19 protein-coding genes are annotated in these 19,567 nt (G+C 52.9%); 12 read left to right on the plus strand and 7 right to left on the minus strand.

The features are described from left to right. Positions 1 to 23 precede the first annotated feature (23 nt). From ABD892_RS08015 to ABD892_RS08025, 3 genes are read left to right on the plus strand one after another with little or no spacing between them, the layout of a single operon-like run. Positions 24 to 2,054, plus strand: a complete 2,031-nt coding sequence (locus tag ABD892_RS08015; protein WP_345194951.1) for a type VI secretion system Vgr family protein — start codon at positions 24 to 26, stop codon at positions 2,052 to 2,054. A 2-nt stretch (positions 2,055 to 2,056) separates the two neighbouring features. Next, complete coding sequence (locus ABD892_RS08020; RefSeq protein ID WP_345194953.1) at positions 2,057 to 2,644, plus strand: DUF6931 family protein; 588 nt, start codon at positions 2,057 to 2,059, stop codon at positions 2,642 to 2,644. Continuing rightward, a complete protein-coding gene (locus ABD892_RS08025) occupies positions 2,641 to 2,937 on the plus strand; it encodes a PAAR domain-containing protein (protein ID WP_345194954.1) in 297 nt (98 codons plus the stop codon). The genes ABD892_RS08020 and ABD892_RS08025 overlap by 4 nt, the downstream gene beginning before the upstream one ends. A 1-nt stretch (position 2,938) precedes the next feature. Here the strand turns inward: ABD892_RS08025 and ABD892_RS08030 are convergent, their stop codons facing one another. Continuing rightward, positions 2,939 to 4,639, minus strand: coding sequence for a hypothetical protein (locus ABD892_RS08030; RefSeq protein ID WP_345194955.1), 1,701 nt, complete (start codon positions 4,637 to 4,639; stop codon positions 2,939 to 2,941). A gap of 94 nt (positions 4,640 to 4,733) precedes the next feature. Further along, positions 4,734 to 5,645 carry a LysR family transcriptional regulator gene (locus ABD892_RS08035; protein WP_345194956.1) on the minus strand — a complete coding sequence of 304 codons (912 nt, stop codon included), beginning with the start codon at positions 5,643 to 5,645 and terminating at the stop codon, positions 4,734 to 4,736. A gap of 136 nt (positions 5,646 to 5,781) precedes the next feature. Between ABD892_RS08035 and ABD892_RS08040 the strand changes: the two genes are divergently transcribed. Continuing rightward, positions 5,782 to 6,975 carry an MFS transporter gene (locus ABD892_RS08040; RefSeq protein WP_345194957.1) on the plus strand — a complete coding sequence of 398 codons (1,194 nt, stop codon included), beginning with the start codon at positions 5,782 to 5,784 and terminating at the stop codon, positions 6,973 to 6,975. Positions 6,976 to 7,115: 140 nt separating this feature from the next. Here the strand turns inward: ABD892_RS08040 and add are convergent, their stop codons facing one another. Next, complete coding sequence (add, locus tag ABD892_RS08045) at positions 7,116 to 8,138, minus strand: adenosine deaminase (protein ID WP_345194959.1); 1,023 nt, start codon at positions 8,136 to 8,138, stop codon at positions 7,116 to 7,118. 437 nt (positions 8,139 to 8,575) lie between these two features. Here add and hemN point away from each other — a divergent pair, with 437 nt between their 5' ends. The 4 genes from hemN to ABD892_RS08065 all read left to right on the plus strand — a co-directional run bounded on the left by hemN (position 8,576) and on the right by ABD892_RS08065 (position 12,021). After that, positions 8,576 to 9,958 (plus strand): oxygen-independent coproporphyrinogen III oxidase, encoded by a 1,383-nt coding sequence (gene hemN, locus ABD892_RS08050; protein ID WP_345194960.1) that lies wholly within the window; start codon positions 8,576 to 8,578, stop codon positions 9,956 to 9,958. A 179-nt stretch (positions 9,959 to 10,137) separates the two neighbouring features. Beyond that, the gene (gene fnr, locus ABD892_RS08055; RefSeq protein WP_345194962.1) at positions 10,138 to 10,896 is read left to right on the plus strand and encodes a fumarate/nitrate reduction transcriptional regulator Fnr; all 759 of its coding nucleotides are present in this window, start codon (positions 10,138 to 10,140) and stop codon (positions 10,894 to 10,896) included. 23 nt (positions 10,897 to 10,919) lie between these two features. Continuing rightward, on the plus strand, positions 10,920 to 11,453 hold the full coding sequence (locus tag ABD892_RS08060; protein WP_345194963.1) for an adenine phosphoribosyltransferase: 534 nt from the start codon (positions 10,920 to 10,922) through the stop codon (positions 11,451 to 11,453). Between the two features lie 67 nt (positions 11,454 to 11,520). Then, on the plus strand, positions 11,521 to 12,021 hold the full coding sequence (locus ABD892_RS08065) for a hypothetical protein (protein ID WP_345194965.1): 501 nt from the start codon (positions 11,521 to 11,523) through the stop codon (positions 12,019 to 12,021). Positions 12,022 to 12,044: 23 nt separating this feature from the next. Here ABD892_RS08065 and ABD892_RS08070 read toward each other — a convergent pair whose 3' ends face one another. Next, positions 12,045 to 12,374, minus strand: a complete 330-nt coding sequence (locus ABD892_RS08070) for a TraR/DksA family transcriptional regulator (RefSeq protein WP_345194966.1) — start codon at positions 12,372 to 12,374, stop codon at positions 12,045 to 12,047. A gap of 361 nt (positions 12,375 to 12,735) precedes the next feature. Here ABD892_RS08070 and ttcA point away from each other — a divergent pair, with 361 nt between their 5' ends. Next, the gene (gene ttcA, locus ABD892_RS08075; RefSeq protein ID WP_345194998.1) at positions 12,736 to 13,668 is read left to right on the plus strand and encodes a tRNA 2-thiocytidine(32) synthetase TtcA; all 933 of its coding nucleotides are present in this window, start codon (positions 12,736 to 12,738) and stop codon (positions 13,666 to 13,668) included. Between the two features lie 41 nt (positions 13,669 to 13,709). Here the strand turns inward: ttcA and ABD892_RS08080 are convergent, their stop codons facing one another. Together ABD892_RS08080 and ABD892_RS08085 are read right to left on the minus strand one after the other, a co-directional pair. Next, positions 13,710 to 14,522, minus strand: coding sequence for a DUF547 domain-containing protein (locus ABD892_RS08080; protein WP_345194969.1), 813 nt, complete (start codon positions 14,520 to 14,522; stop codon positions 13,710 to 13,712). Between the two features lie 44 nt (positions 14,523 to 14,566). Next, on the minus strand, positions 14,567 to 15,400 hold the full coding sequence (locus ABD892_RS08085; RefSeq protein WP_345194970.1) for a glucosaminidase domain-containing protein: 834 nt from the start codon (positions 15,398 to 15,400) through the stop codon (positions 14,567 to 14,569). 191 nt (positions 15,401 to 15,591) lie between these two features. Between ABD892_RS08085 and ABD892_RS08090 the strand changes: the two genes are divergently transcribed. After that, positions 15,592 to 16,194, plus strand: a complete 603-nt coding sequence (locus ABD892_RS08090; RefSeq protein ID WP_345194971.1) for a Yip1 family protein — start codon at positions 15,592 to 15,594, stop codon at positions 16,192 to 16,194. Between the two features lie 184 nt (positions 16,195 to 16,378). Continuing rightward, complete coding sequence (locus tag ABD892_RS08095) at positions 16,379 to 16,906, plus strand: SprT-like domain-containing protein (protein WP_345194972.1); 528 nt, start codon at positions 16,379 to 16,381, stop codon at positions 16,904 to 16,906. An 8-nt stretch (positions 16,907 to 16,914) separates the two neighbouring features. Here ABD892_RS08095 and recQ read toward each other — a convergent pair whose 3' ends face one another. After that, complete coding sequence (gene recQ / locus ABD892_RS08100) at positions 16,915 to 18,762, minus strand: DNA helicase RecQ (protein ID WP_345194973.1); 1,848 nt, start codon at positions 18,760 to 18,762, stop codon at positions 16,915 to 16,917. Positions 18,763 to 18,936: 174 nt separating this feature from the next. Here recQ and ABD892_RS08105 point away from each other — a divergent pair, with 174 nt between their 5' ends. Then, positions 18,937 to 19,521: a YecA/YgfB family protein gene (locus tag ABD892_RS08105; RefSeq protein ID WP_345194975.1), complete on the plus strand. Its 585-nt coding sequence runs from the start codon at positions 18,937 to 18,939 to the stop codon at positions 19,519 to 19,521. The last annotated feature ends 46 nt before the right edge of the window (positions 19,522 to 19,567 follow it).

Raw genomic sequence — 19,567 nt, forward strand, 5'->3', positions numbered from 1 at the left:
CATCACAGGAATCGAGATTGACTATGTCGGGTGTTTACAGTGATGTTCGTCCTGTCTCTACACAGATAGACGGCATTGATGTCGTCATATCCGCACTGACTGTCTACGACACAGTCTCTGGCACCTGTCGCCTTGAGGCGACACTGGAATGCCCTACCCGCCTGCCTTCAGACCTGTTGGGGCAGGACATTACGATCGTCTATCGCCCGGGATCCGGCAAGCACCGTAAAGAGGCGTCCCGCTATGTCACTACGATAGCCGGACTGGAAGAACTGGATTATCACAGTCACAGCAAAACCTGGGTTTACCAGCTCTTCGGTGAACACTGGCTTGATCTGCTCCGCTTCCGCATGCAGTGCCGTGTTTTTCAAAACAGTAACAGCCGGGCCATTATCAGTAAGGTGCTGGATGACGCAGGGTTTCGTGGTGCCTATCGGTTCAATCTCAGCGGACAGGCTCACCAGCGGGAGTATTGCGTCCAATTTAATGAGTCGGATGCTGACTTCATCCGTCGTTTAATTGCCGATGAAGGCTGGCACTTCCATCCGGTCGTGCAGGGTAATAGAGCGATACTGCTGATCGGTGACAGCAATCAGGCTTTTCCTAAATCGCCCGACTATACACTGCCTTTTGTCCGGGAAAGCGGACAAAGGCAGTTCGCGATAACCGAATGGCGCGAAGTCAATCAGATCAACAGCACGCGGGTATACCTCAGGGACTACAACGAAACCCTTGCGCAACCCATTGATGGCGGCCAACATGACGCCCGTCTCTGCCGTGGCAAGGGCATGCGATCACAACTGGAGCGGTATCACTATCCAGCGTATCGCGTCGAACGCTCCCTGATGCGATCGACAGGCCGCCAGCTCACAGAAAGGCTGGATAGCCAGTTCCACTATTACCACGGCGCCTCGCATGTAACGTCTCTGGTCGTTGGCCAGCGCTTCAAGCTGACTGACCACCAGGAAGGCCGCATGAATGATGAATACCTTATTGTCAGCATTGAGCATCATTTACGCGCTACCGAAGCATTGCGGGAACAGGAATACCAATGCTGTTTCACCTGCATTCCCTCCAATATGCCTTACCACTGTGCCACCCAGCCGAAGCCCAATATTCAGGGTCTGCAAAGCGCAACGGTCACCGGGCCCGCCAACACCTGTATTCACCACGATAAGCAGGGCCGTATCAAGGTGCTTTTCCACTGGGATAGAGCCGGTAAAAATGACGATACCAGCAGCTGCTGGCTACGGGTTGCCCAGTCGCTGGCAGGCAATGAATTTGGCGCGCAGTTTATTCCCCGCGTAGGGGATGAAGTGCTCGTCAGTTTTCTGGATGGCGACCCAGACCGCCCCGTGGTACTGGCCTCCGTGTACAACGGGCGGCATGTACCACCGTATCCGGTGACAACGCAATTCGGCATTCGCACCCATTCGACACCGAACGGTAATATCAGCAACTGCAATGAACTGCGCTTTAACGATCACACCGGCAAGGAAGAACTCTGGGTACAGGCAGAACGGGACTGGAACAGTCTGGTCAAGAATGACTGGAACCAGACCATTAAGGGCAAGCAGACAACAACGGTCGAAAAAACCGCAGACTGGTTGTCACGGGAAGGTATGACGTGCAAGACAGAAGACGCATTAAACGTTGACGCAAAAAAAACCGCACACTTCAACAGTACCGATACGATGACACTGTCCAGTGACCAGAACATTCATGGTAAAGCCGGTGTTGACATGGCCCTGGAGGCCCCGTCAGCCATCACAGTGGATGGCAATACCGTGACCATCACGGGGAAATCGTCCATTGAGCTGAAAGTCGGTGCCAGCAAGATTGTGGTTTCTCCATCGAGCATATCCCTGTCAGCCCCCACTATTGAGATAAAAGCATCAGCCACTGCCGTATTGAAAGGTGCGACAACCACCGTTCAGGGACAGGCAAAAGCCGATCTGAAAGGTCCTATCGTCAACGTCAGCGGTGACGCCATGACCAAAGTCAGTGCCGGCGCCATGGTGCAGGTGCAGGGAGCCATCACCAAGATCAACTGACCATGGCAGCCTACCTGAAAATACCCCACGCGCTGGCGGATGACATTCTCGCACTTTACCAACCCTCAGATAACACCCTTGCCTGTCGCGAGGATGGACAATCGCCTGCGACCTTTATCGATGCACTGAAAAATGCCGGCCATTATCCGGATCTCGTTATCTTCCTCGCTCATGCATTGCCAGTACGAGAAGCCATCTGGTGGGCCTGCTGCTGCACCGACCACCGTTCAGACTGGAATGAAGCGGAAACACGGGCAATACAGGCCGCCTGCGCCTGGGTGACAGTGCCCGATGAAACTAACCGGCGTCATGCAGAAGCCATGGCCCATGCGGCAGGCCTGGAAACGGCCCCCGGATGGGTCTCCCAGGCAGCGTTCTGGAGCGGCGGCAGCCTCACTGAAAAAGGACAGCCTGCTGTACAGCCGCCACCCAACCTTTACGCCCATGCCGTTGCCGGGGCCATTAACCTCTGTGCGGTATTGCCGGACGGGGCTGAGTCAGAACACCGTTACCCAGACTTTGTCCGTATTGGCCTGGATATCGCCTCCGGCGGCAATGGCCGTCTAATCGATGAGGGAAATACAGTATGAGACCCGCTGCACGAGCCGGTGACATGCATATCTGCCCGATGCAGACTCCGGCCGTTCCCCCGATTCCCCATGTGGGCGGCCCCTTGCTCCCCATGCCCTGCACTGTATTGATTGGGGGCCTGCCGGCAGCAACCCTGGGCCAACTTTGCGTCTGTGTGGGTCCACCGGATTCGGTGATCATGGGCAGCTGTACCGTACTGATTAATAACAAGCCCGCTGCACGCATGGGAGATCCCACTGCTCATGGTGGTACCATTGTCATGGGTTTTCCGACGGTGCTGATCGGCGGTTAAGCTAAAGCGGCGTCGTCATCACAAACACACCTGAGCGCTGGGCAAATGCGGGATGCTGGCGAGTATTTTGATCTGCTTCCCGCATCTTTGTCGCCTCCAGCGCCTGCTCTGACAGTCTGATTTTCTCTTCTTCAGACAGTGTCGGCTTATCAATACTGAACTGGCTCCGACCGGCAATATGCAGGTCTTCCACCTTGCTGAAATCATACTTGCCATACTGGACGCCTGGCTGCCTGAGGGCTGCCCGCTGCAGTGTTTCACGGTCTACCTCCACCTGGCCGAGCAGTGCGGCGATCTGCCCCTTGATGGAGCCGTAATTAGCCCAGGAGGCAATATACTCATGGCGGCGATCCGCTTCCGCCAGTAATCCCGGGTGTCCGGATGCCAGCTCGACAATGACATGGCGGTAGATGTTGTCATAACACACCAGGTGCAGGCCGACCGGATTCAATCCCATACTAAAATCCACACCACCACCGACGGCGACCGTAGCCGAAGCCGCAGACTGGAACTTGAAGCCTTCATAACGACTGAACGCAACACACACATTCGCGCTGGCTCCAACCCCTAACCGCCCTTCCCCCGTAAACGAACAACTGGCAACACTGACTCCCTTGTGCTTGATTTTCACTTCCTGGGTAAAGCTGCCCTTGAGACCGACAAAGGCACTGGCGTACAAATCCACGTTGACGCCGTCCAGGTTTGCAGTCAGCTTGCCACTGCCAGAGGCCACGGCTCCCGCCAGCCCCTCAAACTCAAGATTACTTTCAACAATATCCTTGTAGGCCAGTGCAACTGAACCTGACACCATCAATCCGACTTTGACTTCCGCTTCAGCCGACAATTCTGCGCCCAGCGCCGGTTTATAGTCCTCTGCCTTGCCAATCGCAGACTTAATGCTCTCTCCTACGTTTTCCCCCTTAACAATGGATTTCGCTGCATCCTTTGCCTTACCCGTATAGAACTCCTTTTTAGCCAGCTCCATAGGATTGAAGCCGGTATTGCCAATACTTCCCTTAGCGCCCAGTTTGACACCCGCCAGCGCCTGGAGTCGTGCCTTGGCTTCTCCGGTCAAGACACCTTTCAGATTAATCTGGTACTCATACTCAACCGTTTTCTGGATATGGGCCTCCAGGCCAGCACTGAAACTGGCGGTCTGCTCATCACGGGTTGGCGCTGTTCGGGAAAAATTCGTATCCAGCTTGACGGTGTGGTACCAGACCGGGCGTGTCACGCGGTTAAAATAATCATTTGCCACCTGTTGGGCCGAGGCCTGCAACAATGTCATTCGTGCTCTGACCAGGGGCGAGTAAAGATCGAATTTCTCGTTGCCGCCATGCTTCCAGTATTTGAGCAGGTCTAGCTTATTGCGTAACGCAGCTTCCGTTCTTCCGTTCATCAACAGCCGTTCGATGCGCTGAGGCATGACATCGGTGGGCTGGTAGATCGCCATGTTCTCACGAAAATGCCGGGAACCGATGGCTGCTATGGCAGCATATTCCGGTGTGCCCAGAAGTAACGAGGGATTGGTACTGTTGTATTTTTTTTCACAAAAGGTGTAAACCATATCCAGCGCCTGCTGAAAATGCTGGATGGGAGTTTCCTTGCGGTAGCGCCAACTGGCCAAAGCGCGAACCCACTCATTCAGCCTGGCCCGATAGGCCGGCAAGGGTAACGCCAACCACTCGTTCTGGAACTGCATGGCATCATCTCCAGACAATAAGAACACAGCTTTAAGAAAACATCGTTAAAGGCAGTTGTTCTATATAGTACGGAGTCAGTATCAGTCGCTAATCTTATAATGCTTTTTTGAGCCACTCTTCCAGATATTCAATAAATGCTTTTACCTGCCGGGGTTGATACTTACGACTGGGATAGATTATTTGCAGGCCAATAGTGTCAGTATCATTAGGACTGAAGCCTCTGACTTTTCCCTCCAGTACCGGGATAAGCTTCCCCATTTTGATGTCACGCATGACGTCGATATAGGATTTCAAAGCAATCCCACAACCCTCCAGCACCCACTGGCGAATCATTGCACCATCGGAACAGACCATCGCAGGTTGAACCTTGAGAGAGAAATCCGTTTCATCATGAAAATACCATTCATTCAGTGGCTGCCCCATCCGTTCCATCACCAGGCAACGGTGTTTCAATAAATCATCCGGTTTCTCCGGTAAGCCATATTGGGCGATATATTCAGGGGCAGCGCACAATACACGTCGATTTTCCATTAAAGGCTTTGCAATCAGGTTACTATCCGGCAGGTTGCCAAAACGAATCGCAAGATCCAGCCCATCCTCAACCAGTTTGGACAATCCGTCCGTTAAATACAGGCAGGGATTCACGGCAGGATGACGCCTCACAAATTCCGCCAATGCCGGCGCGACATAATGTCTGCCAAAATCGGATGCCGCAGTAATACGCAGAGAGCCAGCGAGCAGACTTCCTTCCCCCTTAAGGCTCGCTTCAATGGCCGACATTTCCTCCAGAATACGCAAACATCCCTGATAAAAGCGTTGACCTTGTTCGGTCAGGGCAATACTGCGTGTATTCCGGCTCAACAGCCGTACCTGATAGCGTTGCTCCAGCTTGTTGACCCGAGCCGTCATGCTGGCTGGCGACAACCCCAGCTTTCGCCCGGCCGCAGCCAGCCCATCCGACTGAACCACCTGTACGAATAACGCCATATCATCAATCTGCGCCATATTATTCACAAATACTGAAAAACAATTTCACAAAGAGACCAATTATAAAGCCCACCATGAAATATCATACTGCCTCTATCACATCAGGGGGCGTAGACCCACTGCATCCATTATTGTTCTTACGCATAGGTACTTTATGTCTCGTTCTCAACAGATGCCGCTGCAGGTCTGGATATTAACGCTCTCAGCCTTTGCGATTGGTACAGCAGAATTTGTAATAGTCGGCATTTTAACCGATGTCGCAGACAGCCTCTCAATCACTGCCGGCCAGGCAGGTAACCTGATCACAGCTTATGCCATGGCCATTGTCATCGGTGGGCCCATTCTCTCATTATGGCTCGCGCGTTTTGAAAAACGTAATATATTACTGGGTTTAATGGGGCTATTTATTGCCGGCAACCTGCTTGCAGCGTTCAGCTCTAACTATGCCATGCTCATGGTCAGTCGTATTTTGTCGGGTTTAACCCAGGGACCTTTTTACGGTATCGGCGCTGTTGTCGCCACGCGCCTGGTGGATGACGCACTGGCGGGGCGCGCGGTCGGCCAGATGTTTGCCGGCCTGACATTGGCCAATGTTCTCGGTGTGCCTGCAGGCGCCTTTATCGGCCATCAGTTTGGCTGGAATACCACATTTATTATTGTTGCAATGCTTGGCGTACTGGCAACCTTCGCGATGTGGCTTGCGATTCCACGACAGCCACAGTCTGAGACTCACGCTGACATACGTCACCAACTGACCCTGTTCAGAGACAAAAATCTGCTGGCGAGCCTTACCATCACCGTATTGGGCTGGGTTGGGTTCATGACATTCTACGGCTATGTGGCGCCTGTCGCAGAACAGGTCGCCGGGTATGAGCGTTCATCTTTGACCTGGCTGCTGGTTCTGATAGGTTTCGGCCTCGTTCTGGGTAACAACCTGGGAGGGAAGTCTGCGGACACGAATCTCAGTCAGGCACTGAAAGGCTGGCCTGCTGCAATGATCCTGTCACTTCTGGTACTGGGCGTTGTATCGCCGATCCATTGGGCATTCCCCATCGCTGCCTTTGTATTCGGGGTTGTTTCGTTTGCCAACGTGCCACCGATGCAAATGCGTGTCATGAAATACGGTCAAGCAGCGCCAGAACTGGCCGCGACGGCCAATATTTCAGCCTTTAATCTGGCCAATGCACTGGGAGGAATTATTGGTGGCGCCGTGGTCGACAGCACGCTCGGAGCAGCATTTATTCCTTACGCTGCAGCACTGATCCCCACCCTGGGTTTTATGTTTATATTGATGCAGGAACGCAATAGCAGCCGGTCTGTCTCGCAGACCGCACCTGCGACTCACTGAAAGAGCTGCGCCCTATTTGTGATTAACAGACATCGTACACCAAGCCCACTAGCCACTGCCCTATATCGTTCTTGATTCAACCCATGGCATTCTGAGTTCTTCACGGAGCTCAGAATGCCTCGGTAGCACAGATCAAACAATCAATGACAATCCGTTAACGCGTATTTGGCGGTATATTGCTCAAGCTGCTGTAGATACTTGGCTTTAAGTCTGCCTGGCAACCACGCAATCTCAAAAGCATTCGTCATTAACCGCTTGATGTCTTCTTTTGTAAAACCACCTTCATCAATCAGGGCCATTAAATTCTCATTAATATATGCACGAAAATAGGCAGGATCATCAGAATTCACTGTAACCTTTACCCCTTTCTGCAACAGGCTTCTGATTGCATCACTGGTCAATGATTGCACGACAAACCGGTTTGAGACCGGGCAAATCGTCAAACCAATTCCGCGTTCAACGAGTGCACTGCAAAGTTGATCATCTTCCAGGCAGTTTAATCCATGATCAATACGATCAACCTTGATCAGATCCAGGCATTCCCGGATATGGTCGAGGGTATTCACCTGATTGACATCACAGTGCATCGTTAACTGGTAGCCCTGATCACGCGCATCCGAAAAGACCTTTGCAAATTTCGATGGTGGGTTATTTTTTTCATCCGAATCCAATCCGACACCCACAATCCAATCATTAAATGGCATGCTCATCGTCAGATGCTCTGAGGCACTTTCTGCGCTCTGATCTCGGAGAAAACACATGATCAGGTTGGATTCCAAGCCTAATGCCGTTCGTGCTTCACATTGTGCTCGGTGAATACCCTGAATAATCACATCAAAAGGAATACCGCGCATAGTGTGGGCTTGCGGATCAAAAAACACCTCAACATAAACAACCCCATCGGAAGCCGCCCGTTGAAAATAGCGGAATGCCAGCTCAAAAAAATCCTGTTCTGTGACGAGGACGCGTATTCCCGAATAATACACTTTGAGGAAAGAGGATAAATCACAGAAGTCATAGGATCGAATTAACGATTCCGGCGTTTTGTGCTCAAGGGAAATACCGTTCCGCTGCGCTAATGCAAGACAATGCTCAGGCTCCAGCGTCCCTTCAAGGTGGACATGCAGCTCAGCTTTGGGTAAGCCAGCAATGAATTGATGCATAAACAATTACCCTTAGACGCTCTAATGAACAAAATCAGTGCGAATGCCACTTCGAGCAAGTGGCATGAAGATACCCTGTCACACAAGCGTAGCAGTTAACTATTTGATTAATCTGACTATTGCAGCTTTACTCTCACAGGTTTTCCCTCATAGACGATACTACTCATCCAACCGTAAACTATGGAAAAAGATGTTATTTGCATGAATAAAAGGCATCTAACAGGTTTTTTTCCGCCCTTCACTCGCACTAACGAAACATTATTTGATGCCTTCTTGATACATATCAACTCGAAATTTCAGCATCCGACTAAAATTGTCAATCAGTATTTTGTGCAATATGGCTGCGCAAAATAACCGGCAACCGTCAATCACACGCCTATTCTATACGACAACCAGAGGATAGGGCCGGATACCATTACAAGATCAGGGTAAAGAGCATGGCAACCGAACTGATATGGGATCTTGAGCTGATCAAACGTTACGATCAGACGGGACCTCGCTACACATCCTATCCGACTGCGCTGCAGTTTTCGGACAACTTCGGTGTTGCTGCCTACCATGCTGCTGCTGCCGACAGCGCCACCGCCCGGCGCCCACTGTCACTCTACTTCCACATTCCGTTTTGCGCCCGGGTCTGCTACTACTGCGGTTGCAACAAGGTCGTCACCAAACGCCGCGAACATGCTGAGCCCTATCTGCAGACACTGTTCCATGAAATTGAAATGCAGTCTGCCCTGATGGGACACAACCAGACCGTTGAACAACTTCACTGGGGCGGCGGCACGCCAACCTTCCTGAACCCGACCCAGATGCAGGCGCTGATGGATAAAACCGCCAAACACTTCAACCTGGTCAGCGGTGATTTTGGCGATTACTCCATAGAACTTGACCCCCGGGAGGCGGACTGGAGCACCATTGGCCACCTGCGCTCGCTCGGTTTCAACCGGATCAGTATCGGCGTGCAGGATTTCAACCCCACCGTGCAGCAGGCTGTCAACCGGGTTCAGAGTGAAGAAGAAACCCGCGATGTTATTGATGCTGCCCGAGCACTGACATTTAAGTCCATTAACATCGACCTCATCTATGGTCTGCCCTTCCAGAGCTGCGCCAGCTTCATGGAAACCGTTGATAAAGTGATTGAAATTCGCCCTGATCGACTGTCTGTCTTCAACTATGCTCACATGCCCAACCGCTTCATGCCTCAGCGGCGCATCAACAGCGAAGACCTGCCCAGTCCACAGGAAAAACTGACTATTCTTGAAAACACGATCACGCGCCTGCTGGATGCCGGTTATGTGTATATCGGTATGGATCACTTTGCCCTGCCCGATGACGATCTGGCTCTTGCCCAGGAAGGAGGCACCCTGCACAGAAATTTCCAGGGATACACGACACACAGCCAGTGCGACCTCATTGGCATGGGCGTTTCTTCGATCAGCCGCGTTGGCAACGTTTACGCACAGAACCACGCAAACATGGAGGAATACGCCAGCCGGGTCAATAACGGCAAACTGGCCATTCGTCGCGGTTTATTGATGAATGAGGATGACCGTATCCGCAGTGCCGTTATCAATCAGTTGATTTGTCACTTCCGACTGGATATCAAACCCATTGAAGAAACGTTCGGCATTCACTTCCAAGACTATTTCGCAGATGCCCTCAAGAAACTGAGCACCATGGCTGCCGATGGACTGATCCGGATGGACAGCCAAAGCATTGTCGTCGAACCCCGCGGCAGACTGTTGATACGCAATATCTGCATGCAGTTCGACGTCTATCAGCAGGTGGCAGAAGTCCAGCGCTTCTCACGGGTTATCTAGCCCTCTCGCCTTAAGCCCTGAAAGAACGCCGGTTTCACGCCTTTTTCTGACATTGAAACCGGCTTTTTTTCATGAAACATTCAGATACGTATCCTCACAGTCTTAAACTTGTCAGGAGAATCCCCTACAATACGGCCGCAACGACTTTTACACCCACCGGTTCACAGGGGTTCTTCTGTATGGTGTCCAAGCTGAATGTGCGGCAAGTGACTCATGTGGCCTGCAGAGACTGCAGCCTGAGTCAGCTCTGCCTGCCACTGGCGCTTAAAATTGAAGATATTGATGAACTCGACAGGATCATCAAGCGAGGACGTCCGCTGAAAAAAGGCGAGCACCTGTTCCTTGAAGGCGATCCTTTTCACAGTGTCTATGCAGTACGCTCCGGCGCACTGAAAACCTACACGGCCACCAACGAAGGTGAAGAACAGATCACGGGCTTTTACCTGCCCAGTGAACTGGTGGGACTGAGCGGTCTCGATACAGAAGCTTATCCGGTGTCTGCCCAAGCGATTGAAACCACGATGGTCTGCGAGATCCCGTTTGATCGTCTGGAAAAGCTCTCCGACGACTATCCGGAGCTGCGTCGTCAACTGATGCGCGTCATGTGTCGTAAAATTCGCGAAGATCAGCAGATGAAACTGCTGCTGTCGAAGAAAAACGCGGACGAACGGATCGCCACATTCCTGATCAACCTGGCCAGCCGGTTCCGTCGTCGTGGCTTTTCATCACAATCTTTCCGCCTGTCGATGTCCCGCAATGAAATGGGCAACTACTTGGGTCTGGCGGTCGAAACCGTCAGCCGTGTGTTCACCCGTTTCCAGAAAAACGGCCTGATCAACGCCAACGGCAAAGAGATTGAGATCACCAACGCCATGGAGTTGTGCGCCCTGGCCGGTGGCAAGCTTGTTGAACACCAGGACATTGTCAACATTCAGTAACGCAGCGCAGGACTCACGCTCTGATGGTTTTTGACCAGCAACTGCTCCACTCCCTGATTCGGGCCATACCTAACTGGCCTGAACCCGGCGTGACATTTCGCGATATCACGCCGCTATTCCAGTCCCCGAAAGGGACAGAAATGATCATCAACACCCTGGCCGAGCGCTATCGCGAGAGGGATATCACCCATATCGGCGCACTGGACGCTCGCGGCTTTCTGGTTGGCTCTCCACTGGCCTGCAAACTGGGACTGCCACTGGTCATTTTTAGAAAGCCTGGCAAACTGCCCTATGATGTGATTCGCGAAGAGTATGCACTGGAGTACGGCTCTGCCGCCCTCGAAGTGCACACAGACGCACTGAAAAAGGGCGATCGCCTGCTGTTAGCCGATGACCTGATTGCTACCGGCGGAACCCTTTGCGCCGCAGCCAAACTGTGCCGCCGACTGGGCGCTGAACCTGTCGAAGCCACTGCCATCATTGACCTTCCAGCACTAGGCGGGTCTAAACGCCTCGACTCGGAAGGCATCCCCAGCTTCAGCCTTTGCAGCTATTGATCAAGCTATTGGCATTACCGCCGATTCCCCGTTTATAGAACCTTTAAGGCAGGGAAGCCTGAAGACCATGGGAATCTGCGCAGACGAATTCAGGGAGTATGTCGTCCAACCCACGTTAGACCATCTCGACATGCGCTCACCATTAGCAGAAAACCTGCTTCTGGGAACAGCAGCCGTCGAATCCGGGCTCGGCTCCCACCTTCACCTTGCCAATCATACCTCACTCGGCATTTACCAGATCAGCCCGGCAACCCATCGCAGAATCTGGGACACCTTTCTCTACAATCAACACGAACTGGCCAGCAAGGTCAGGGGGCTGGCCAGCCAACGGGAATTTCTGCTACACCCACACGCAGAACTCGCCACCAACCTCTCCTATGCAACCGCCATTGCCTGGATGGTGTACCTGAGCGCCGCCCCAATGTGTGACGACCCGACAGTCGCCAATGACCCACAACAGCTTGCTACCCTCTGGCAACAACATTACCAGAGCGAAAACAGTCACTCACCGGAAGTGTTTGTCGAACACTACAACCAACTTATCCTCGGCAAGACAGTCGCGGCCTGACACCAGCTAGTGCCCGCCTCTGCTTATTCCTGGCTTTCCGCACATTTCACGCAGAGATCGGTATAGGGCATGATTTCGAGGCGCGCCATTGGAATATCACCGCCGCACCCGGTACAAAGCCCGTAATCGCCCTCCTCTATTCGCTCCAGCGCTTTCTGGATCAGTCGCAATTCAGCCACCGCCTCATTACCCAAGGCATCCAGTACTTCGTCATTTTCACGCTCCTGGGCCTGCTCGGACCAGTCTGCACTGGCCTTACGGGTCACATCCCGGGTAATGTTGGCGACACGCCGCTCCAGCTCATCCTGCCGGGTTTTCAGCCGCTGGCAAAACACTTCGTATTCTTTATTCATTCGACTCCCTCTGTAGCTAACAAGATCCCGCCCATGCCCTATTCTAGCCAGAGGACCGGTCAGCGCGGTTGATCTGAATCATGGCCGGAATGATCAATACTGCGGACTCATCGCCCCATCCAATCAGCCAAATAGTCTAGCAAAGCCCTATCCTGCCACAGGCTTTCATGCCAGAAAATCTCCAGAGACATTTCTGCCATGAAAAATCTATGTATTAACCGCGCACGCTTGCGGTCATGAATACCTGATTATTTGCGCCCGGGTCTTTATAATGCTGCGAACTTTCATCACTGTGGTTAACGAGAACGGCATTCCTGTTCATCACGGTGTGCCCAAAGACATAACCAAGTATCCTGACTGTATGCAGATTGAGACCCGAAGCGAAAAAGTCAATTTCAACAAGCTGCAGAAGCGCCTGCGCCGCCTGACCGGTCAGGCTATAGCTGCCTACAACATGATTGAGGATGGCGACCGCATCATGTGCTGCCTGTCCGGCGGCAAAGACAGCTATGCCATGCTCGACATCCTGCTCAACCTGCAGAAATACGCCCCAGTCAGGTTTGAACTGGTCGCCGTCAACCTGGATCAGAAACAGCCCGGTTTCCCAGAGCACGTGCTGCCAGAATACCTGGCCAGTCTGGGTGTGGAATACCGGATTATTGAAGAAGATACGTACAGCATCGTCAAGGACAAGGTTCCTGAAGGCAAAACCACCTGCGCACTCTGCTCACGTCTGCGCCGGGGCATCCTGTACCGCACCGCCACCGAACTCGGCGCCACCAAGATTGCCCTGGGGCACCACCGGGAAGACATCCTCGAAACCCTGTTCCTGAACATGTTCTACGGTGGCAAGCTCAAGGCCATGCCGCCCAAACTTATCAGCGATGACGGCAAGCACATTGTCATTCGCCCACTCGCGTTTTGCCGGGAAAAGGATATCGCCAGATTTGCCGAACTGAAGGAATTTCCGATCATCCCCTGCAACCTGTGCGGCTCCCAGCCCAATCTCCAGCGCCAGACCATCAAGGGCATGATGACCGAATGGGATAAACGCTTCCCCGGCCGGATTGAAAGCATGTTCCGGGCAGTGACCAATGTCGCGCCCTCTCACCTTGCCGATAACAGGCTCTACGATTTCAGCAAACTGGTGCCACGGGGCACACCTGTCGAGGATGGCGACACAGCGTTTGACCGGGAAACATTTCCGCTCCAGTTTACTGCGGACAATGATGAAGAGACGAACACTGAAGACGCGATAATAAAACCGGTTAACATTATGGACCTACCGGCTTAAAAGAAAAAAGGGGCATTGACGCCCCTTTTTTTTACATTGAACTATTGATCACCAGCATCATTAAGATCCCAGTCATAGTCGTAACGAACGCGCCCCTTGAAGGTCACCAGTTTATTATTGGATTTCGCTGCCGCATATTGCTGCAAATGCACCATCAATGACTGATAGTCCCCGAAATCAACCGCATACCAGTCATAAATCCTGGAAAGATACAGCGTTTCCCCCTCAAACCTGACACCTTTAGCCTGATTGATAAATCGGCTGGCAGCCTTTTCAAGCTGTATATCAACATTTTTACCGGTGTAAGCGGAGGCCGCCAGATCTGGACATCCCATACTGGCGCAGTTCACTGCGTAATGAATCCGTTTATCTTTCCAGATCGGACGCAAAATGCGGTGCTCGATATCATTCAGGGTCAACCGCTGCCCCGCGACAGTGATGAGGTCGTCATCCCAGGGATCAAAACTGAAAAAACCTTCACCCAGTTTTCGGATGGACTTTACGGGATAATGGTCAAGAATTAGCCGAACCGTCAGGGCGTTGTAGAGGTTAATCCAGTACGCCATCTGCTCTCGACGGTTGTAGGCACGGGGATCAAGACCTGCCAGATACGCCAGATAATGGTCAAGACTGACACGATCTTCCGCAGACACACGACCATAATCAAACAGGCGCACGTCAGGCCTTTCAATCAGATAGGCATCCAGTAAGCGCTGCCATTCAACATGTGAAATCGCTTCCGTGCTCTTCTCATGACTCCGGTCCCACAGCGCCCAATACTCACTTTTCGGGGCCGCGACAGCCACACCTGCCAAACACCAGATGATTATCCCTGACAACCAGTTACGCCACATGGGCACCCCTCCACCTTGGATTCGACTTACTTGATCCAATTAAATTATCCAGCCCCAGGACTGGCGGGTGCCGCGAGCGCGACATCGTATTTTTCAAGACCGTTGCCCGTGATCATCGCCATCAATTCATGAACATAGGCTTCCCCCCGCTGGGAATAGCGTACAAGACCGGGTGACAGGTAAATACCGGTCACTGGCTGATCCTCACGACGCGCCTCAGCACGCAAGGCCCTCAGATCCGCATACTGTGCATGCGTATTGATATTCAGGAGATAGGCGGCCACAGAACCAGCGACAGAGTCAAATTTTCTGACTTCATGGTCGGCCCCTTCACTACGCTGCGTGGGCACCAGACCACAGCCCTTGCTGAAACACCACTGTCCAAACAGGTTATTCCCTTCCCGGGCAAAACGGGATGTACCCCAGGCGGACTCATTCGCGGCCTGAGCCAACGCCAGCGAGACAGGCAGCGTATCGACACGCTCCAGCAAGGCTGCATACCATTGTGGCGTTAATTCATCCACCAGAGACAACCGGTATTTTTTCACTACAGAAGTTAGCCACGCCTTATCTGTTTCACTCAATGCGGGTTGACTGGATAGCTGCTCGATACGGGTACGATCAGTCGCTATTTTCTGGTTTTCAGCATCAACGATAGGCTTCATATACCCAAAAAATGCTGCCTTTTTCGCTTTGACATCCTGAATACTGCCAAAATCGGGCATTTCACTGCCAAACACCGGCGAGCTGGTCACAACCGGCTCCGTCACTGTGCTTTCCGCCTTTTGATCAAGAACAGAATTCACCAGTAAAGCCGTCAATACCAGTAACAGCAGTAATACCGCTACCATCTTGCCTAATCCCTGCTTCGCCGACATAGCACCTCATGCCTTTTAGCTAATTTAACGAGATAAAACAGTTTTTCATACAATGCTGACTATTGCCATCCGGAGCGTCGCCTGTTCTACTGTTTGTTAGCAGTATTGACAATTGACCCACAACCAAAACAGACAAGCCAGCTCATGAGCAGTCCAGGAGTTTCCTGATCGACTGGCAAGGAGGCAGAATCATGGCGCTTCATGTTTGGGGATTATTCACGCATCCTGACCAGGAATGGCGCAGTATCCGTGAGGAAAAATCCTCTGTGATCAAAACCTATATGTCCAACGTAGTTGTTCTGGCGGCGATTCCCGCCATATGCACCTATTTTGGCACAACGGTGACCGGCTGGTCCCTGGCGGGCAGCGAGGAGGTTGTCCGGCTGACATCAGACAGTGCCGCCTCCATGGCCCTGCTGGCTTACCTGGCCATGCTGTCAGGTGTTTACGTGATGGGACGGGCGATTCACTGGATGGCACAGACCTATGACTGTTTCCCCACCATCAGCCAGTGCGTCACCTTTGCGTCCTATACCACCACCCCCCTGTTTCTCGCCGGATTGATCGGCCTCTACCCGTCCCTCTGGCTGATGATGCTGATTGGACTGACGGCCGCCAGCTGGTCCACTTACCTTCTCTATACCGGCCTGCCGGTCTTTATGAATATCAGCAAAGAACAGGGGTTTGTCTTTTCCAGCTCAGTACTCTGTATTGCCCTGGTGGTACTGGTAGCAATTCTTGCCATCACCGTTGTTCTGTGGAGTATCGGGGTCGGTCCGATCTACACCAGCTGAGCCAGTCGGGAGGCAGGCTGCATGGCCGCCTCCCCAACCCGCCATTAATCTGCATTTCTGCTACGTACAGTTGCCTCGACCGGACGATACGTCCAATTACGGCTAGTATCCATGGCCTTACGCAAGGCATGATCGTATCAACATGAGAAAGGTTTATCGTTTACCGGTACTAAGGGCAGTCGCTGTGAGCCAGATTGAACAGGACATCAACAGACGCATTCAACAGCTTATCCGCAAAGCGTCCCACTATTACGATATCCCTTTTCCTCCCCCGGTGATTCTGATGGATTTACTCGGTAGCGACGCTGGGCAGGCACTCCCTGGCAAGAACCGGCTAAGATTCAACCCCGCCCTCTACCGGCAAAATCCTACCCATTTTGTCCATCATATCGTTGCTCATGAGGTGGCACACCTGATCGCAGTCAAGGTTTACGGCCACCGGATAAAGCCCCACGGAAAGGAGTGGCAGGCCGTCATGGCGTTGTTTCAGGTGCCCCCCGAACGCTGCCACAGCTACGATATACGTCATGCCGGTCGGCACCATTTCATCTATGGCTGTGGCTGCCCAGAGCGGGAAATTCCACTAACCGCTATTCGCCACAACCGGATTCAACGCGGTGTTAAATACCACTGCCGACACTGCGGATCGGTGTTGACGTTCCGCTTTGACGCCCGTAATCCCAGGCAACAGCCAATACCAAAGACAGCCTGAGGAGCCCCTCAAACGAGGGCATCCTCGGTCTGGTCAACACTAACGGAAGAACCTTCAAACACTCTTAACACTGTCAGGAATTCATCGCCATAAGCCAGCAACTTACGCTGACCAACACCAGACACCTGCTCCATCTCGCTAAGACTCGCGGGACGACGGCGAATCATTTCCAGTAGCGTCGAATCATGGAAAATCATATAGGGGGGAATACCCTGTGCTTTGGCAAGTTCCCGGCGCACTTCCCGCAACGCATCCCAGAGTGGCTCATCCTCCGGATGGACTTCAACCACTTTCCCAATGCTATCGCGGGTTTCACGGGCCTCCTGCACCTCATAGCGATCCCGTCGCAGCATCAACACTTCATCGCCGCGCAGGAGTGGACGGCTCGTTCCTGACAACTGCAAACCACCATGCTCCTCAATAACATTGAGAAAACCACGCGCCACCAGCTGGCGATACACAGATCGCCACTGCTTCTGGCTGAGGTCACGACCAATACCAAAGGTCGACAACTGGCCATGCCCTAACTGTTTTACACGGGCATTCTCCCTCCCCATCAGCACATCCACCAGATGGGTAACTCCATAGCGCTGACCGGTTCGATAAACATTCGACAGGGCTTTCCTGGCCGCATCGGTGGCATCCCAGGTCACGACCGGTTCCGCACACAAGTCACAATGCCCACAGGGTTCATCCAGCGCCTCGTCAAAATAGGCCAGAAGTGCCTGTCGGCGACAACCACTGATTTCACAGAACGCCAGCATGGACTCCAGCTTCTGCTTCTCAACATTGCGAACAGAAACATCTGCACTGGACTGGGACAGCATCTGTCCCAGGATAATGACATCCTGCAATCCATAAGCCAGCCACGCCGTTGCCGGCAAACCGTCACGCCCGGCACGGCCGGTTTCCTGGTAATAGGCCTCGATACTGCGAGGCAGATCCATGTGCGCGACAAAGCGGACATCCGGCTTGTCCACCCCCATACCAAAGGCCACTGTCGCCACCATAATCAACCCTTCCTCATTATGGAAAAGATGCTGATTGCGGGAACGCGTTTCCGGTGACATACCGGCATGGTAAGGCAATGCGCGAATACCGTGGTTATTCAGCCATTCTGACAGCTCTTCAACCTTTTTCCGGGAAATGCAGTAAACAATGCCGGACTCCCCGGGGTGATCCTTCAGAATAAACGCATGCAACTGCTGCTTGGCCTGACGCTTCTGGGAAATCCGGTAAAAGATATTGGGACGATCAAAACTGCCTACGAATGACTCTGCCTGGTTCAGCGCCAGGCGCTCAATGATTTCCTTCCGGGTGCGCCTGTCTGCCGTGGCGGTCAATGCCACTCGAGGCACACCGGGGAAACGCTGCCCCAGCACGGCGAGCTGAAGGTATTCCGGCCGGAAGTCATGCCCCCATTGTGACACACAATGGGCTTCATCAATGGCAAAAAGCGCGACCGTAATCTGCTCCAGGATCGCCATCATGCGTGGCATCAGCAGACGCTCAGGCGCCACATAGAGCAGATCCAGCTCACCACGAACAAGATCCTCTTCCGTCTGCATCTGGTCCTGCACAGGCATCGCCGAGTTCAGGCAGCCGACCCGTACGCCCAACTGATTCAGGCTTCTTACCTGGTCTTCCATCAGGGCGATCAAGGGCGAAACCACAACCGCAGTGCCTGGACGTATCAAGGCCGGCACCTGGTAACAAAGGCTCTTGCCGCCACCGGTCGGCATCAGTACCAGCGCATCCCCACCGGCCAGTACGCGCCGGATCACAGGTTCCTGCTGACCACGAAATGCCGTAAAACCAAAGGTATTATGGAGAACTTCAAGCGCCTTGTCGGACATTCAGTACCTTACACCAGGATCAGAACCATGACCGTAAGACCCGCAGCAATGCAATCTGTCAGACGGTTTAACAAGCTTGGCAGTATACACTTTGCTTGAGCGACGTGCTGCCCTAGAATGCGCCCATCCGGCAAACCGATTGCCGTCTTATTTTTTGAGGTTATTCCCTTGGATATGCACCATCAGCACCTTGCCGATTTCCTGACCGAGCTGGCCGGCGACCGCGAGACCGAACAGCAGGAAGATGTCATGGATTACCGTTCCGCCCACGGTTTTCTCACCGGCCTGGTTGTCGGCCCGGTAACTGTGGACGATCTCACCGCACTGGATTACATGACAGCGGGTTTAACGGACAAAGCCTCCCCGGACGCGCGAAACAACGCCCTCAACAGCATCCGGATCATCCGCTCAGAGATTGACCGCCAGCTCAACAGCGATGAAGATGAACTGGAAATCCCCGCTGATGTCGAAGCCAACGAGTCCCCGATGGATTCCCCTCTGGCAGACTGGTGCACCGGTTTCGTTGAAGCCCATTTTGAACATGAAGAACACTGGCTGGATACTCATGAGCAGGAAGTCGCCGAACTACTGCTCCCGGTGATGACCATTTCCGGCGTCTTCAGTGATGAACCGGAGTTCCGCGAGATCAGCGCCAATGCCGACCTGGTCATTGATATGTGCGAGCAACTGCCCGACATCCTGGTCGAAATGTACCTGCTATTCCATAGTGCGGACGAGAAGAAAGGCGGCAGACAATAACGAAAATGGGTATTGGTTACGTGTCAGCACGAGGCCAATACCCTCT

Source organism: Kistimonas scapharcae, from assembly GCF_039540975.1.
GTDB classification, from domain to species: Bacteria; Pseudomonadota; Gammaproteobacteria; order Pseudomonadales; family Endozoicomonadaceae; genus Kistimonas; species Kistimonas scapharcae.